Source organism: Ottowia flava, assembly GCF_008017535.1.
GTDB classification, from domain to species: Bacteria; Pseudomonadota; Gammaproteobacteria; order Burkholderiales; family Burkholderiaceae_C; genus Ottowia; species Ottowia flava.
Window position 1 is genome coordinate 88,115 of sequence record NZ_VRUA01000007.1, and the last position, 14,847, is coordinate 102,961.

Genomic DNA, 14,847 nt, shown 5'->3' on the forward strand with positions numbered 1-14,847 from the left:
GCCATGACCGAACTGAGCCTCCACCAACGCCGCCGCCGGCCCACGGAAGAAGAGTTGGCGGGTATTCCCTGGCTGGCACAGGTGTCGGCCGCTGACCGTGAGCGGGCGGTGTACGAGTTGCGCATCTCCGATGCCGCGCCAGGAGATGTGGTGTGCCGCATCGGTGGGCCCGCCACCTACTGGTTCGGTGTGGTCGATGGCCTGCTCAAGATGAGCACCGACACCGCGCAGGGCCACACCATCACCTATTCCGGGCTCACGCGCGGCGGCTGGTTTGGCGAAGGCACGGTGCTCAAGCGGGAGCCCTACCGCTACAACATCCAGGCCCTGCGCAACAGCCTGGTGGCGGGCTTGCCGGTGGACACCTTCCACTGGCTGGTCGACCACTCGATCGGCTTCAACCGCTTCCTGATGAACCAGTTCAACGAGCGCCTCGCGCAGTTCATCGGCACCATCGAAGCCGACCGCACCCCGAGTCCTGAGGCACGGGTCGCGCGCAATCTGGCGTCCATGGTCAACCCGGTGCTGTTTCCCGGCGTGGGCGAGGTGCTGCGCATCACGCAGCAGGAGCTGGCCTATCTGGTTGGCCTGTCACGCCAGCGCGTGAACGAGGCGCTGCAGGAGCTGTCCGCCGAAGGGGTGCTTCGCATCGAGTACGGCGGTTTGCGCATCCTCGATCTTCCGACGCTGCGGCGCCGCTCGCTGGGTGAAACCCACCCGCTGAAGCGCTGAGCGCGCCGCATCAACGCAGAAAGCGACCGTCGCGCCCGATCATGGTCAGCTCGACCAGGGTCGAGGCGCTCCGTCCGGGCTCGCTGAAGCCGACCGGGAATCCGCCCAGATCAAGCTGGCGCGTGCCCCACACGGTATCCAGAAAGGTCTGCCGGGTCGCCGCCGGCCCTGCGCGGCGGAGCATTTCAGCCAGCAGGCGGGCGTTGAGGTAACCCTCCATGGCCACGTACGATGGTTCTTCGGCTATGCGAGCAGCCTTCCAGTCGCGCTGAAAGTCGCGGCTGAGCGGAACCGACTGGCTGACGGGCGACGGCACGACCTGGGAGATCGTCACACCCACGCCATCGGCGCCCATGGCCTTCAGCGTGGTCGCCGCGCCCAGCACCGACAGGCCGTACAGGCTCAGCCCGCGCCGCTGTGCGCGCAATCCCTTTACGGTATCCAGCGCAGGTTTGCCCGCCAGGCCCAGCACCACCGCCTGGGGCTCGGCGGCCACCAGCTTGGCCACCGCCTCCGCCACGTTGCTACTGTCGCCCTCCACACTGACCGACGCCACCTGCGTCAGACCGTGCTTCTGAATGGCGCGCGCGGCGCCGCCTTCTACTTCCTTGCCAAAGGCGTTGTTCTGCCAGGCGATGGCCACCCGCTTGAGGCCAATCGTGCTCAGGTGGCGCACCACCTGCTCGGCTTCCTCAGGGTAGCTGGCGCGCACGTTGATCACGTTGCGCGCCTTCGCCCGCGCACTGGTGGCTCCGGTGTAGGGCGCGAAGAATGGAATGCCGCTGCTCAACACCTTGGGGAGCATGGCCTCGATGGCCGGTGTGCCGAAGCAGGTGCTGAGCAGGAAGATGCTGCGGTCGGCCAGCAGCGTGTCGATGTTTGCCACGGCCTTGCCGGCATCGTAGCCGTCGTCCATTACCACTGGTTCTACACGGCGCCCATGAATCCCACCCGCGGCGTTGACGGCCTCGAAGGCAGCCTGAGCGCCATCGCGGGTAGCGCGCCCCAAGTCGCCCAGTGCGCCGCTCAGCGCAGTCGATTGCCCGATTCGAATCGGCTCAGACGACTGGGCCCGCACCGCCAATGGCGAGGCGATCAATGCCATGCTGCCCAGCACGAAAGTACGGCGTCCGGGCCGCCGGGCGTCCTGACGGAACGGAATGGTCGAATATCGGGCTGGCACGCGGATCACCTCTGGGTCATGGTCGTTGGTTGCCGCCAGACCGGGGAACTCCAGCCTGGCGTCGTGGCCCCGCCGGCAATAACCTACCTAGTACCGCCGACAAGTGAGCAAATGTTACGATGACGCATTGACGTGAAATTGTCTTAATGACGACAGTTTTCGCGCGATTTGTTCAGGTTTTTCCCTAGCTGCGACGAGATCGCTCGTGCGCACCAGAAACCGCCGCGGCGTTAACCCGGGGTTTCGTTCAAACGGCCCTCAACTAAGCCGTCCGCGCCCAGTCGCGCACCTGCCGGTTGGCGGGTGTTCATCGCGCGAGCTTCAAGCGAGTCACAGTCTCAGGTCAAATCTTCCGCGCGCTTGACCCGTTGTGCGACACCAGCTCTTATTTTGATAGTCCACACGATTCAGCGCTGAGCTCAAGCATCAGCCTCGCGGCAGTCAGCGCAAGTCCCGTGCACGGCCAGATCAACCCGCGCGGCCTGATGGCCCTGACGCGCCAGCGTCTGGCGCAACGCCTCTGCCACGGCGCGCGCCGCGGGGTCATCCTCGGGCAGCGGAATCTGGCGTTGGCAGGCGTCGCACTCGAACAGCGGCCCGTGGGGAGACTGCGCCTCAGCCAGCGCTGGCATGCAAAAACGCCAGACGCGCTCAGCCCCCGACGTGCGGCGCGCCAGCAGACCCGCGCCGACCAACCGCTCGAGCAGGCGGTACAGCGTGACGGCGTTGACCGGTTCACCCAAGGCTTGCAGCCGCTCTGCCAACTGCGCGTGCGTTGGCGACCAGCCCGGCGCACCATCGAACAGCGCCAGCACTGCCTGCAATGCGCGGGTGCGGCGCAAACCCGCCATGCGCAGGCGCAAGGCCCGTTCGGGCAAGAGCTCGGGAGGGGTATCGGTGGTCATGCTGTCATGGGTGAGGCGCAACATCATTATCGCAACTCACTTGCGTTATGATGCCCGGCCGCGGGCGCCTATGCAAGTCGATTGGCCCGCCCTTCATCTGCTTTCTCGCCCCACGCCCATGGCTGCCCCTGATCCGCTGCCCCGCACGCCGCTGCTCTTGCGCTCGGCGCTTTGGCGCGTGGGTGTGGCCCTCGCGCTGTCGGCGCTGCTGGTGATGCTGTGGCACTGGGCGCTGCAGGGCGGCGGGGCCTGAGCATGACCCACGCCCCTGCTATCGATTTGCACGATGTGACGCTCGGCTACGACGGGCACCCCGCCGTGCACCACCTCAGCTGCGCCATCGCGCCCGGCACGCTGATGGCGGTGGTCGGCCCCAACGGCGCGGGCAAGTCCACGCTGGTCAAGGCGCTGGCCGGGTTGCTGCAACCGATTGGCGGGCGCATCGACGGCCTGGCCGGCCGGCGCGTGGCGTATTTGCCGCAACAAGCTTCGCTGGAGCGCGGCTTTCCGATCCGCGTGGGCGAATTCGCCGCCATGGGCTTGTGGCAGGAAACCGGTGCGTTCGGTGGCTTCAGGGGCGCCCAGCGCCAGCGCGTGCGTGACGCGCTGGCCGCCGTGGGCCTGGACGGCTACGCCCGCCAGCCGATCGACACGCTGTCGGGCGGCCAGCTGCAACGCGCGCTGTTTGCGCGCCTGATGCTCCAAGATGCCGACATCTTGCTGCTGGATGAGCCTTTTTCCGCCATCGATCAGCGCACCACGGCCGATCTGCTGGCGCTGCTGCACCAGTGGAACCGCCAGGGCAAGACCGTGCTGGCGGTGCTGCACGACCTGCAGCAGGTGCGCACGGCCTTTCCGCGCACGCTGATGCTGGCACGCGAGCTGGTGGCCTGGGGCGACACCGACGAGGTGCTGACGCCGGAGAACCTGCGCCGCATGCACGTCATGCCCGAAGCATTTGACGAACACGCGCCGGTGTGTGAGGTGGCGCCGTCCGCTGGCGACGTGGCGCACGGCCACCACGACCACGCCCATGGCCACGCCCATTCGCACGATCACGTTCACGCGCACGCGATGAGCCCCGAAGGGCGCCAGCCATGAGCGCGCCCGCGCTGGACGCCGGCCTGTGGGGCCTGCTGATCGGTCCGCTGGTCGAATTCGGCTTCATGCGGCGCGCGCTGGTGGGCTGCATTGCGCTGTCGCTCAGCTGCGCGCCGGTCGGCGTATTCCTGCTGCTGCGGCGCATGAGCCTGACCGGCGACGCCATGGCCCACGCCGTGCTGCCGGGCGCGGCCATCGGCTACCTGATCGCCGGCCTGTCGCTGCCCGCCATGACGCTGGGCGGCGTAGTCGCCGGGCTGCTGGTGGCCGTCGGCTCAGGCTTGGTGGCGCGCTCCACCGTGCTGCGGGAAGACGCCAGCCTGGCGGCGTTTTATTTGATTTCCCTCGCGCTGGGCGTGCTGATCGTGTCCACGCGCGGCAGCAGCGTCGACCTGCTGCACGTGCTGTTCGGCACCGTGCTCGCGCTGGACGACGCCGCGCTGGCGCTGCTGGTGGGCACGTCCATCGTCACGCTGCTGGCGCTGGCGCTGCTGTACCGCCCGCTGGTGCTGGAATGCCTGGACCCGCAGTTTCTGCGCAGCGTCAGCCGCTTCAGCGCGCTGGCGCACTACGGCTTTCTGTGCCTGCTGGTGATCAACCTGGTGGCCGGCTTTCACGCGCTGGGCACGCTGATGGCGGTGGGCATCATGGTGCTGCCGGCCGCGTCGGCGCGGCTGTGGGTGCGCAGCGTGCCGGCCATGATGGTGCTGGCCACGCTGCTGGCGCTGGCGGCCTCGGTGGTGGGGCTGCTGCTGTCCTACCACGTCGAATGGCCGACCAGCCCGGCCATCGTGCTGTGCCTGGGCGCGACCTACCTGGGCTCGCTGGTGCTGGGGCGCCAGGGCCTGTGGCGCGGCGGTTCGCGCGCCGCGCGGCGGCATCTGCAACGCTGAAGCTCGGTACGCCCGATTTTTAAACAGAATTGGCCTCTGGCCGTACAACCATCTGCGCTAACAGCTATGAAAAAACGAGCATTTCTGATCGCCATCACCAGCGCTTTGGCCGGCGCGTTGGCGCTGCCCGCCCAAGCTGCCGAGCCGCTGCGCGTGGTCGCCAGCTTCAGCATCCTGGCCGACATGGTCCGCCAGGTCGGCGGTGACCGCGTGGCCGTGCAGGCCCTGGTCGGCCCCGGTGAGGACGCGCACGTGTTCCAGCCGTCGCCCTCGCACGCCCGCCAGGTCGGCCAGGCGCAGCTGCTGGTCACCAACGGCCTGGGCTACGAAGGCTGGATGGCGCGCCTGCTGCAAAGCGCCGGCTACAAGGGCCCGCAGGTGGAAGCCGCACGCGGCGTGCGCACCCTCGACGCCGCGCCCAGCGCCAACCATGACCACGACCACGGGCATGGCGATCACGACCATGACCACGGCCCGACCGACCCGCACGCCTGGCAAGACGTGGCCAACGCCAAGATCTACGTGCAGAACATCGTCACCGGCCTGTGCGCGGCCGACGCCGCTGGCTGCGCCGGCTACCGCACGCGCGCCGAGCGCTACACGGCCGAGCTGAGCCAGCTGGACGCCGACATCCGCGCCGCCTGGGCGCCCGTGCCCGCGGCGCAGCGCAAGGTCATCACCTCGCACGCCGCCTACGCCTACTACGGGCGCGCCTACGGCGTGCGCTTCTTCGCGGCGCGCGGCCTCAGCACCGACAGCGAGCCGTCCGCGAAAGTTGTGGCCCAGCTGGTGCGCCAGATCCGCAGCGAGGGCATTCGCGCCCTGTTCGTCGAAAACGTGAGCGACCCGCGCCTGATCGAACAGCTGGCGCGCGAAACCGGCCTGCGCCCGTCCGGCACGCTGTACTCCGACGCGCTGACCCCGGCTGGCGGCGACGCCACCACCTACGTCGCGATGATGCGCGAGAACACGCGGCGCCTGGTGGGCGCGGTGCGCACGGCGCGCTGACCGCCGGCACGAGCGAGCAGCGCGTCCGGTCTTCGCCCTGCGCGCCGGACGGAAAGGCTTGAGCGGACTAAAATTACGGGTTCCGCGCCAAGGAGCGTTGCAGCGGGCCATTGGCGCCCGTCAGGCTTGGCGTCCAGACTTTCCGTGCAACGACGCTCACCTGATGACCACATCCCACAGGTGAGCCCATGAACACCCCCCCCTCCACGCCCCCACCGCCCATGCGCCTGTCCGGCCTGGAGCCTGTGCAGATCGACGCCGACACGCTGTTCGTCAACGTGGGCGAGCGCACCAACGTCACCGGCTCGAAGGCCTTCGCGCGGATGATCCTGAACGGCCAGTTTGAAGACGCCCTGGCCGTGGCGCGCCAGCAGGTCGAGAACGGCGCACAGGTGGTCGACGTCAACATGGACGAGGCCATGCTGGATTCGGAAGCGGCGATGGTGCGCTTTCTGAACCTGATGGCCAGCGAGCCCGACATCGCGCGCGTGCCGGTGATGGTCGACAGCTCCAAATGGAGCGTGATCGAAGCCGGCCTGCGCTGCCTGCAGGGCAAGGGCATCGTCAACTCGATCAGCATGAAGGAGGGCGTCGAGCCCTTCAAGCACCACGCCAAGCTGGTCAAGCGCTATGGCGCGGCGGCCGTGGTGATGGCCTTCGACGAGCAAGGCCAGGCGGATACGTACGCGCGCAAGATCGAAATCTGCGAACGCGCCTACCGCGTGCTGGTCGACGAGGTGGGCTTCCCGCCCGAAGACATCATCTTCGACCCCAACATCTTCGCCGTGGCGACCGGCATCGAAGAGCACGCCAACTACGCGGTCGAGTTCATCGAAGCCACGCGCTGGATCAAGCAGAACCTGCCGGGGGCCAAGGTGTCGGGCGGCGTGTCCAACGTGTCGTTCAGCTTCCGCGGCAACGACCCGGTGCGCGAGGCGATCCACACAGTGTTCCTCTACCACGCCATCCGGGCGGGCATGGACATGGGCATCGTCAACGCCGGCATGGTCGGCGTGTACGACGACCTCGAGCCCGAGCTGCGCGAGCGCGTGGAAGACGTGGTGCTCAACCGTCGCACCGACGCGGCCGAGCGCCTGCTGGAGATCGCCGAAAGCGCCAAGGGCGCGGCCAAGGACGACAGCAAGAAGCTCGAATGGCGCGGCACCCCGGACGCGCCCCGGAGCGTGAACGAACGCCTGAGCCACGCGCTGGTGCACGGAATCACCGACTTCATCACCGAGGACACGGAAGAGGCGTACCAGCAGATCGTGGTGCAAGGCGGTGGCCGCCCGCTGCACGTGATCGAAGGGCCGCTGATGGACGGCATGAATATCGTGGGCGACCTGTTTGGCGCCGGCAAGATGTTCCTGCCGCAGGTGGTGAAGTCGGCCCGTGTGATGAAGCAGGCCGTGGCCCACCTCATCCCCTACATCGAAGAAGAGAAGAAGGCGCAGGAAGCCGCTGGGCTGGACGTGTCGAGCAAGGGCAAGATCGTCATCGCCACGGTGAAGGGCGACGTGCACGACATCGGCAAGAACATCGTCACCGTGGTCCTGCAGTGCAACAACTTTGAAGTGGTGAACATGGGTGTGATGGTGCCCTGCCACGAGATCCTGGCCAAGGCCAAGGTCGAAGGCGCGGACATCGTCGGCCTGTCGGGCCTGATCACGCCCAGCCTGGAAGAGATGCAGTACGTCGCCGGTGAGATGAACAAGGACGACTACTTCCGCATCAAGAAGATCCCGCTCTTGATCGGTGGCGCCACCTGCTCGCGCGTGCACACGGCCGTGAAGATCGCGCCCCACTACGACGGCCCCGTGGTCTACGTGCCCGACGCCTCGCGCAGCGTGAGCGTGGCGCAGAGCCTGCTGGGCGAGCAGAAGGACAACTACGTGGCCGAGGTGCTGGCCGACTACGACAAGGTCCGCACCCAGCACGCCAACCGCAAGAAGACGCCGCTGTGGCCGCTGGCCAAGGCGCGCGCCAACGCGACCCAGGTCGACTTCGACCACTTCAAGCCCGCGCCGCCGCGCGCCATGGGCCGGCGCGTGTTCCGCAACTTCGACCTGGGCGAGCTGGCCAGCTACATCGACTGGGGCCCGTTCTTCCAGACCTGGGACCTGGCGGGCCCGTACCCCGCCATCCTGCAGGACGAGGTGGTGGGCGCAGAGGCCACGCGCGTGTTCGCCGATGCCCAGCACATGCTCAAGCAGATCATCGAAGGCCGCTGGCTGCAGGCCAACGGCGTGGTCGGCCTGTTCCCCGCCAACCGCGTGGGCGACGACATCGAGTTCTACACCGACGACACGCGCAGCCAGGTGCTGATGACCTGGTACGGCATGCGCCAGCAGACCGAAAAGCAGACCGACGCCCAGGACGTGATGCGGCCGAGCCGCTGTCTGGCCGACTTCGTCGCGCCCAAGGACAGCGGCGTGGCCGACTACGCCGGCCTGTTCGCCGTCACCGCCGGCATCGGCGCCGACAAGAAGGACAAGCAGTTTGAAGCCGCGCTGGACGACTACAGCGGCATCATGTTCAAGGCCCTGGCCGACCGCCTGGCCGAAGCCTTTGCCGAATGCCTGCACCAGCGCGTGCGCACCGACCTGTGGGGCTACGCGGCCGACGAGGCGCTGACCAACGAGCAGTTGATCAAAGAGCAGTACCAAGGCATCCGCCCCGCGCCGGGCTACCCCGCCTGCCCCGACCACACGGCCAAGACCGCGCTGTTCCAGGTGCTGAACGCCGAAGAGATCGGCATGCACCTGACCGAAAGCCTGGCCATGTTCCCCGCCTCCAGCGTCAGCGGCTTTTACCTCGGCCACCCCGACGCCACGTACTTCAACGTCGGCCAGATTGGTGAAGACCAGCTGGAAGACATGGCCGAGCGCCGCGGCATGGACCTGAACGTGCTGCGCCGCGCGCTGGCACCGAATCTTTAACGCTCTGTTTTAGATAGCTGGTCGCGCTGGTGGCACTAGGGCTGCAGGCGGATTTGGCTTGAAATCCGCCAAAACGCCGGCGATCCAAATCAAGCCGTCAACGTGCCCTGCGACGCGCCTCAACGCGCGGGCGCGGCCACCAGCGCATCCAGCGCCTCGGTCGGCGCCGCCGTTGCTCCGCCAGGGCTGGCCGACGCGTAGTACGCCAGCGTGCCGGCGGCGCCCGGCAGGGCCACGCGGTGCAAACAACTGGGCGCGGCATCATGCCGACACGCCGCGGACAGGTCCGCCGCACCAGGCGCTTCGCCATGTGGCGCGGTCTGCGCCAACGCCGCCGCAAAGCACAGGGCGCCCATCCCAAGCGCCAGCACGCGATGCGCGCATCGGGAAAATCTGTACCGCCGCATACCCATCAGGCTAACCGGCCACGCGCCAGGCTGTTCGCCAGGTGGTCAGCCCAAATTCACGTCCAGCCCAGGGCCAAGGGGTAGCCGCGCGGGTTTTCGTTGGTGCGGCTCAGGGTGAAGCCGCGCTGCGGGTCGAAATCGGCGGTGCCCAGCCTGGTCGGCAGCCAGACGGCGCCACCCACGATGTTCATGGTCTCGACGGTCATGTCGCTCCCCTCCCTCTGTTCTTTTTTCCTCGCGGCCGCAGGGTCAGTCCGGCTCGTTCTGCGCGCGCGCCAGACGCTCGCTCAGCCAGTACACGTCGTCGCCCACGCTGCCGTCGGGCCGGTGGCGGTTGAGCACGCGCGCCAGCACGAACATCAGGTCGCTCAGCCGGTTCAGGTAACGGCGCGGCGCGGGGCGCACGGCCGCGTCCTGCTCGCCCAGCGCGACCACGGCGCGCTCGGCCCGGCGCGCCACGGTGCGGCACACGTGGGCCTGCGCGGCGGCGCGGGTACCGGCGGGCAGGATGAACTCTTGCAGCTTGGGCAGCGTGGCGTTGTACTCGGCCAGCGCCGCGTCCAGCTGCGCCAGCGCATCGTCCTTCAGCAACTCAAAGCTGGGGATCGACAGCTCGCCGCCCAGGTTGAACAGCTGGTGCTGGATGTCGATCAGCAGCTCGCGCACGCTGGCCGGCAGGTCTTCGCACAGCAGCAGGCCGATGTGGCTGTTCAATTCGTCCACGTCGCCCATGGCGTGGGGGCGCCCGCTGGCCTTGGACACGCGCGTGTTGTCGCCCAGGCCGGTGGTGCCGTCGTCGCCGGTGCGGGTGGCGATTTGGGTGAGGCGTTTGCCCATGGTGTTTGCTCCGTTTTAAGTAGCTGACCGCGCAGTATTGACGGCGGCCCGCAGCCCCAAAAGGTAAGAATCCACGCCAAAGCCGCAGATCTGCCCGCGCGCGATGTCGCTGATGAAGGACTGGTGGCGGAAGGCCTCGCGCGCGTGGATGTTGCTCATGTGCACCTCGACGATGGGGCACTTCAGGATCGCCAGCGCGTCGCGGATCGCCACGCTGGTGTGCGTCCACGCGCCGGCGTTGATGACCACCGCATCCACCGCATCGCGGTGCGCCTGGTGGATGCGCTCGCACATCGCGCCTTCGTGGTTGGTCTGGAAGGACTCGGCGCGCACGCCCAGCTCGGCCGCCAGGCTTTGCAAGGCCGCGTCGATGTCCGCCAGCGTGGCCGTGCCGTACTGGGCCGGGTCGCGCTGGCCGAACATGTTGAGGTTGATACCGTGCAGGACGAGGATGTTCATGGCTATTCCGTTGACCCGTAGCGAACGGGCAGGCCAATTACATCATCTAAAAATGCGATTGCGCCCACGTCAGCTGCTTGCGGCAGCGCGCTATTTACATCTGAATTGAACTTCCGCCCCTGCAAAGGACGAGAACGGTGTGTACGGTTTCGCCTCGGAACTTTGCACCACCATCTGCTTCCCCTGCTTCGCACAAAAAGCCGACGCTTCTTTGAGGATCTCAACCTTGGTCGCGTTGCCGTTGTACGCCATGGCGTCTTCCTTCGCGTACACGTATTGCCCGCCACCCAAGTCAACGATTCCTGAGTTGGTTGCGCACCCCACCACCATCAAAGACAAGATTGTTAGCCCGGTAATACGCATTCTGTTCTCCGATTGATTTGGAAGAAACTGAATGCTATCGTGTTACTTTTACCCGACGCAAGTCTCTAGCGACATGCAGGACTTAGGCGCGACTGGCTCAAACTATTCCAGCGGCACCGTCAGCCGCGCCAGCGCCTCGCGCGTGTCCGGCCGCACGCCGCGCCACCACGCAAAGGCCTCGGCGGCCTGTTCGACCAGCATGCCCACGCCATCGGCCACGCGCGTCACACCGGCGGCCTGGGCAGCGCGCAGGAAAGGCGTCAGGCCCTTGCCGTAGACCATGTCGTAGGCCAGCGCGCCGGGCGCGAAGGCGCTGGCGGGCACGGGCGGGGCGTCGCCGCTGAGGCTGGCGGAGGTGGCGTTGATCACCACGTCAAACGGCGCGGCGCCGGGCAGCGCGTCAAAGCCGCCGCCGCGCAGAACGCAGGCCCCGGCGTGCGGCGCCAGTTCCTCGGCCAGCGCACGCGCCTTGTCGGCCGTGCGGTTGGCGACCAGGATCTCGGCCGCGCCGGCCAGCGCCAGCGGGCGCAGTGCGCCGCGGGTGGCGCCGCCCGCGCCCAGTACCAGCACGCGCCGCCCGGCCAGCGCCGCGCCCAGGTTGTGTGTGATGTCGCGCACCAGGCCGATGCCGTCGAAGTTGCGCGCTTCGATGCGGCCGCCGTCAAAACGCAGCGCGTTGGCGGCACCGGCCAGGCGCGCGTCTTCGCTGGCCTCGTCCGCCGCGGCCAACGCCTGCACCTTGAAGGGCAGCGTCACGTTCAGCCCGCGCCCGCCGCTGGCGCGAAAGTCGGCCAGCGCGCGCGCAAAGCCGCCTTCGTCGGCACCGCCATCGATCAGCCCATAGGTCATGTCCTGCCCCGTCGCCTGGGCGAACAGGCCGTGGATCAGGGGCGATTTGCTGTGGGCGATGGGGTGGCCGATGACGGCGTAACGGTCGGGCATGGGCGGTTGGGGTTCTGGCGGGAAAGCTGGCGCAGTGTAGAACGGCGCTGCGCAGGGCACCGCAGGCGCGCCCGCGGACGCGCTCGCTCTGGGGGCCTCGCGCGAACCGGGCCAGCACGCCACGCACTGATTTCAAGAGGAATTGGCCTTCAGCCCTACAACCACCTGCGCAACCAGCTCCTGTTTTTGAAGCATTCTTGCCCACCTTGCTGACGCCACCCACCCAGCGCGCCGCCGCGCCCAACGCCGTAAACTGAGGCCATCTCCCACGCCCACAGGATCTGCGCCATGAACGCCCCGACCGAACTCGCCCACGTCGCCCCTGAGATCAAGCCGCGCGAGGTGCCGGCTGCGCTGACCGACGCGCTCAAAGCCCGCTTTGGCGCCCAGTTTTCCGAAGCCATGGTCGTGCGCGTGCAGCACGGGCGTGACGAATCCGCCTTTACCACCGTGCCGCCGCCCGCCGCCGTGGTGTTTGCCGAAAGCACGGCCGACGTGCAAGACGCCATCCAACTGTGCGCGCAGTACAAGGCGCCGGTGATCCCCTACGGCGTCGGCTCGTCGCTGGAAGGGCACCTGCTGGCGGTGCAAGGCGGCATCAGCCTGGACGTCAGCCGCATGAACAAGGTGCTGAGCGTCAACGCCGAAGACCTCACCGTCACCGTGCAGCCCGGCGTCACCCGCAAGCAGCTGAACGAAGAAGTCAAAAGCACTGGCCTGTTCTTCCCCATCGACCCGGGTGCCGACGCGTCCATCGGCGGCATGAGCGCCACCCGCGCCAGTGGCACCAACGCCGTGCGCTACGGCACCATGCGTGAAAACGTGCTGGCGCTGGAAGTCGTTACCCCGAAGGGCGAAGTCATCCGCACCGGCACCCGCGCCAAGAAAAGCAGCGCCGGCTATGACCTGACGCGCCTGTTCGTCGGCAGCGAAGGCACGCTGGGCGTGATCACCGAAGTGACCGTCAAGCTCTACCCGCTGCCCGAGGCCGTGTCCGCCGCCATCTGCAGCTTCCCCACCATTGCCGACGCGGTCAACACCGTCATCCAGATCATCCAGCTGGGCGTGCCCATCGCCCGCGTCGAGCTGCTGGACGCCGGCAGCGTGCGCCTGGTCAACCAGCACAGCAAACTGAGCCTGCGTGAAGCGCACATGCTGCTGATGGAATTCCACGGCTCGCCCGCCAGCGTGAAAGAGCAGGCCGAAACCGTGCAGGACATCGCAAGCGAACACCACGGCGCCGACTTCGAATGGGCCGACACGCCCGAAGAGCGCACGCGCCTGTGGACCGCGCGGCACAACGCCTACTTCGCCGCCGTGCAAAGCCGCCCCGGCTGCCGCTGCATCACCACCGACGTGTGCGTGCCCATCTCGCGCCTGTCCGACGCCCTGCTGGACACCGTGGCCGAAGCCGACGCCAGCGGCATCCCCTACTTTCTGGTCGGCCACGTCGGCGACGGCAACTTCCACATGGGCTATTTGATCGACCCCGACGACGCCGCCGAACGCGACCGCGCCGAAGCCCTGAACCACCAGGTCGTCCAACGCGCCCTGAAGCTGGGCGGCACCTGCTCAGGCGAACACGGCGTCGGCCTGCACAAGATGGGCTTTCTGGTCGAAGAGACCGGCGCGGGGGCCATCGCGATGATGCGCAGCATCAAGCAGGCGCTGGACCCGGACAACATCATGAATCCGGGGAAGGTGTTTGCGGGGTGAGGCTCCCAATTCGATCAAATAAACGTTTGCACGAGTTGAAGAAGGATTGCAGAAGGCATCGTGAAAATCACTTTTCACGCCCCTTCAGTTTTGTGAAACGCGCAACTTTTTCAGCTTCAACGCATCAGATTTATTGTTGTCGCATCCGCTAGGATAATGCTGCCATCTACACTCGAGCCGATCCGGGAGAAGGCCCGAATTGCCTTGATTGATGTTCAACCCGCAGGAAAGCCCCGCTCCAATGAGAGCAAGGCGCTCATGCTCTCCTCACGAACAAATGGCGGCCAAAGCTTGCCTGAGTACTATCTTGTCTATTTTTTACTAGTCGACCTTCTTGGCTATGAAAATATCGGTCAATGGGAAAAGGTTGCCTGGATAATTCCCGTACGCTACCGGGGCCGTCTTTACTCGATAGAGCATCGAAAATTTGGCGTCGGAATCTTCGCTCCAAACCATGACCCCGCAGCTAGCAGGAGCGTGACGCCCTCTCCAGAAGACGAGTCGGATGCTAGCGAGATCGCCACCGCGATTAACAATGCCATCTCTATCGCAGCACCGTACTTTGAATGGCGCGCTGAACAGGCAGCGTTAACGTCAAGTCTCAACGTTGTAAATAAAAACGAAAACCTTTTTGCTCGCTACTGCTTTTTTCGAGACAAGTATCTGGATCTAACAGTCGAGGCGGAGCAATGCAAAGCCGAATGGTACGTCCAAAAGACTGACCTATCAGACGGTACCTCATTTACCACATGGAGCAATCAATCCCGTCAACTTCGTGAACAAGCGAAATGGTACGCCCAAGCCGCAATCGAGGCATTTTTTGGTTGGACCGAGCACGCCTTTATCCACCTCGCGATAATTCAGGATCGCATAAAAACCGGGGCAGATGTTGGTGCTCTGGCCGCAGCAGATTGGAAAAGCAAATTCAAGTCAGCACTCGATTTAGCAGATCACGAAACCAAGAATCACTACGACGCCCTTCTCGATTTACGTGCGCAAGTCAGAAATTTTATAGCTCATGGAGATTTTGGGAAACAGGGCGAGGCCTTTAGATTTCACTCTGGCGCCGGTGCAGTACCTGTTCTTTTGACACGCGGACAGCGAAACCGGTTCAGCCTTACGGGGAAGCCCGCATTCGAAGAGTCTAGCGCCATGGAATTGCTTGAGAGGTTTTTAGCTCATCTTTGGTCAGGCTCGAGAACGCCAGCAAAAATATATATTTTCAGTCACTTGCCATCGATTCTTACGCATACGATGGACGGCACATATTCGCGTGCCATGGCCTCTGAGCAGACAATGAATGACCTCGTGAAACATATGCATCATCAGTTTGACAGGGCGGCCAACATGGATTGGTGATTG

General features: G+C 66.0%; 15 protein-coding genes and 1 riboswitch. Of the genes, 8 read left to right on the forward strand and 7 right to left on the reverse strand.

Annotation, left to right across the window (positions count from 1 at the left end; translation table 11 throughout):
- The first annotated feature begins 3 nt into the window (after window positions 1-3).
- Entirely contained in the window at window positions 4-732 is a 729-nt protein-coding gene (locus tag FVQ98_RS09365; protein WP_147913168.1) for a Crp/Fnr family transcriptional regulator, read from the forward strand.
- Window positions 733-742: 10 nt separating this feature from the next.
- On the opposite strand, the gene FVQ98_RS09370 is transcribed toward FVQ98_RS09365, so the two are convergent.
- Together FVQ98_RS09370 and FVQ98_RS09375 are read right to left on the reverse strand one after the other, a co-directional pair.
- Entirely contained in the window at window positions 743-1,837 is a 1,095-nt protein-coding gene (locus tag FVQ98_RS09370; RefSeq protein ID WP_255507713.1) for an ABC transporter substrate-binding protein, read from the reverse strand.
- Between the two features lie 497 nt (window positions 1,838-2,334).
- On the reverse strand, window positions 2,335-2,820 hold the full coding sequence (locus FVQ98_RS09375) for a Fur family transcriptional regulator (RefSeq protein WP_147913169.1): 486 nt from the start codon (window positions 2,818-2,820) through the stop codon (window positions 2,335-2,337).
- A gap of 118 nt (window positions 2,821-2,938) precedes the next feature.
- On the opposite strand from FVQ98_RS09375, the gene FVQ98_RS20090 reads away from it, so the two are divergent.
- The 5 genes from FVQ98_RS20090 to metH all read left to right on the forward strand — a co-directional run bounded on the left by FVQ98_RS20090 (window position 2,939) and on the right by metH (window position 8,761).
- Window positions 2,939-3,073: a hypothetical protein gene (locus FVQ98_RS20090; RefSeq protein ID WP_255507714.1), complete on the forward strand. Its 135-nt coding sequence runs from the start codon at window positions 2,939-2,941 to the stop codon at window positions 3,071-3,073.
- Window positions 3,074-3,075: 2 nt separating this feature from the next.
- Window positions 3,076-3,921, forward strand: a complete 846-nt coding sequence (gene aztA / locus FVQ98_RS09380) for a zinc ABC transporter ATP-binding protein AztA (protein WP_147913170.1) — start codon at window positions 3,076-3,078, stop codon at window positions 3,919-3,921.
- Complete coding sequence (locus FVQ98_RS09385) at window positions 3,918-4,814, forward strand: metal ABC transporter permease (protein ID WP_147913171.1); 897 nt, start codon at window positions 3,918-3,920, stop codon at window positions 4,812-4,814. The genes aztA and FVQ98_RS09385 overlap by 4 nt, the downstream gene beginning before the upstream one ends.
- A gap of 66 nt (window positions 4,815-4,880) precedes the next feature.
- The gene (locus FVQ98_RS09390; RefSeq protein WP_147913172.1) at window positions 4,881-5,822 is read left to right on the forward strand and encodes a metal ABC transporter solute-binding protein, Zn/Mn family; all 942 of its coding nucleotides are present in this window, start codon (window positions 4,881-4,883) and stop codon (window positions 5,820-5,822) included.
- 83 nt (window positions 5,823-5,905) lie between these two features.
- Window positions 5,906-5,987: riboswitch (S-adenosyl-L-homocysteine riboswitch) on the forward strand.
- A 23-nt stretch (window positions 5,988-6,010) separates the two neighbouring features.
- Window positions 6,011-8,761: a methionine synthase gene (gene metH / locus FVQ98_RS09395; RefSeq protein ID WP_255507715.1), complete on the forward strand. Its 2,751-nt coding sequence runs from the start codon at window positions 6,011-6,013 to the stop codon at window positions 8,759-8,761.
- A gap of 463 nt (window positions 8,762-9,224) precedes the next feature.
- On the opposite strand, the gene FVQ98_RS19640 is transcribed toward metH, so the two are convergent.
- The 5 genes from FVQ98_RS19640 to aroE all read right to left on the reverse strand — a co-directional run bounded on the left by FVQ98_RS19640 (window position 9,225) and on the right by aroE (window position 11,769).
- The gene (locus FVQ98_RS19640; protein WP_187265685.1) at window positions 9,225-9,374 is read right to left on the reverse strand and encodes a hypothetical protein; all 150 of its coding nucleotides are present in this window, start codon (window positions 9,372-9,374) and stop codon (window positions 9,225-9,227) included.
- A gap of 43 nt (window positions 9,375-9,417) precedes the next feature.
- Entirely contained in the window at window positions 9,418-10,005 is a 588-nt protein-coding gene (locus FVQ98_RS09400; protein ID WP_147913173.1) for a cob(I)yrinic acid a,c-diamide adenosyltransferase, read from the reverse strand.
- Between the two features lie 15 nt (window positions 10,006-10,020).
- Window positions 10,021-10,464, reverse strand: a complete 444-nt coding sequence (gene aroQ / locus FVQ98_RS09405; RefSeq protein ID WP_147913174.1) for a type II 3-dehydroquinate dehydratase — start codon at window positions 10,462-10,464, stop codon at window positions 10,021-10,023.
- A gap of 90 nt (window positions 10,465-10,554) precedes the next feature.
- A complete protein-coding gene (locus tag FVQ98_RS09410) occupies window positions 10,555-10,827 on the reverse strand; it encodes a hypothetical protein (RefSeq protein WP_147913175.1) in 273 nt (90 codons plus the stop codon).
- 102 nt (window positions 10,828-10,929) lie between these two features.
- A complete protein-coding gene (aroE, locus tag FVQ98_RS09415) occupies window positions 10,930-11,769 on the reverse strand; it encodes a shikimate dehydrogenase (protein ID WP_147913176.1) in 840 nt (279 codons plus the stop codon).
- 288 nt (window positions 11,770-12,057) lie between these two features.
- Here aroE and FVQ98_RS09420 point away from each other — a divergent pair, with 288 nt between their 5' ends.
- Both FVQ98_RS09420 and FVQ98_RS09425 read left to right on the forward strand, forming a co-directional pair.
- Window positions 12,058-13,485, forward strand: coding sequence for an FAD-binding oxidoreductase (locus tag FVQ98_RS09420; RefSeq protein WP_147913177.1), 1,428 nt, complete (start codon window positions 12,058-12,060; stop codon window positions 13,483-13,485).
- Window positions 13,486-13,641: 156 nt separating this feature from the next.
- On the forward strand, window positions 13,642-14,844 hold the full coding sequence (locus FVQ98_RS09425; protein ID WP_147913178.1) for a hypothetical protein: 1,203 nt from the start codon (window positions 13,642-13,644) through the stop codon (window positions 14,842-14,844).
- Window positions 14,845-14,847 lie beyond the last annotated feature (3 nt).

What these genes read in the sequence shown, in the direction of transcription:
- FVQ98_RS09365 (WP_147913168.1), top strand. Translation starts at nt 4, where the DNA reads ATGACCGAACTGAGCCTCCACCAACGCCGCCGCCGGCCCACGGAAGAA.
- aroQ (WP_147913174.1), bottom strand. Translation starts at nt 10,464, where the DNA reads ATGAACATCCTCGTCCTGCACGGTATCAACCTCAACATGTTCGGCCAG.
- FVQ98_RS09390 (WP_147913172.1), top strand. Translation starts at nt 4,881, where the DNA reads ATGAAAAAACGAGCATTTCTGATCGCCATCACCAGCGCTTTGGCCGGC.
- FVQ98_RS20090 (WP_255507714.1), top strand. Translation starts at nt 2,939, where the DNA reads ATGGCTGCCCCTGATCCGCTGCCCCGCACGCCGCTGCTCTTGCGCTCG.
- aztA (WP_147913170.1), top strand. Translation starts at nt 3,076, where the DNA reads ATGACCCACGCCCCTGCTATCGATTTGCACGATGTGACGCTCGGCTAC.
- metH (WP_255507715.1), top strand. Translation starts at nt 6,011, where the DNA reads ATGAACACCCCCCCCTCCACGCCCCCACCGCCCATGCGCCTGTCCGGC.
- FVQ98_RS09410 (WP_147913175.1), bottom strand. Translation starts at nt 10,827, where the DNA reads ATGCGTATTACCGGGCTAACAATCTTGTCTTTGATGGTGGTGGGGTGC.
- FVQ98_RS09375 (WP_147913169.1), bottom strand. Translation starts at nt 2,820, where the DNA reads ATGACCACCGATACCCCTCCCGAGCTCTTGCCCGAACGGGCCTTGCGC.
- FVQ98_RS09370 (WP_255507713.1), bottom strand. Translation starts at nt 1,837, where the DNA reads ATGGCATTGATCGCCTCGCCATTGGCGGTGCGGGCCCAGTCGTCTGAG.
- FVQ98_RS09420 (WP_147913177.1), top strand. Translation starts at nt 12,058, where the DNA reads ATGAACGCCCCGACCGAACTCGCCCACGTCGCCCCTGAGATCAAGCCG.
- FVQ98_RS09400 (WP_147913173.1), bottom strand. Translation starts at nt 10,005, where the DNA reads ATGGGCAAACGCCTCACCCAAATCGCCACCCGCACCGGCGACGACGGC.
- FVQ98_RS09425 (WP_147913178.1), top strand. Translation starts at nt 13,642, where the DNA reads ATGCTGCCATCTACACTCGAGCCGATCCGGGAGAAGGCCCGAATTGCC.
- FVQ98_RS19640 (WP_187265685.1), bottom strand. Translation starts at nt 9,374, where the DNA reads ATGACCGTCGAGACCATGAACATCGTGGGTGGCGCCGTCTGGCTGCCG.
- FVQ98_RS09385 (WP_147913171.1), top strand. Translation starts at nt 3,918, where the DNA reads ATGAGCGCGCCCGCGCTGGACGCCGGCCTGTGGGGCCTGCTGATCGGT.
- aroE (WP_147913176.1), bottom strand. Translation starts at nt 11,769, where the DNA reads ATGCCCGACCGTTACGCCGTCATCGGCCACCCCATCGCCCACAGCAAA.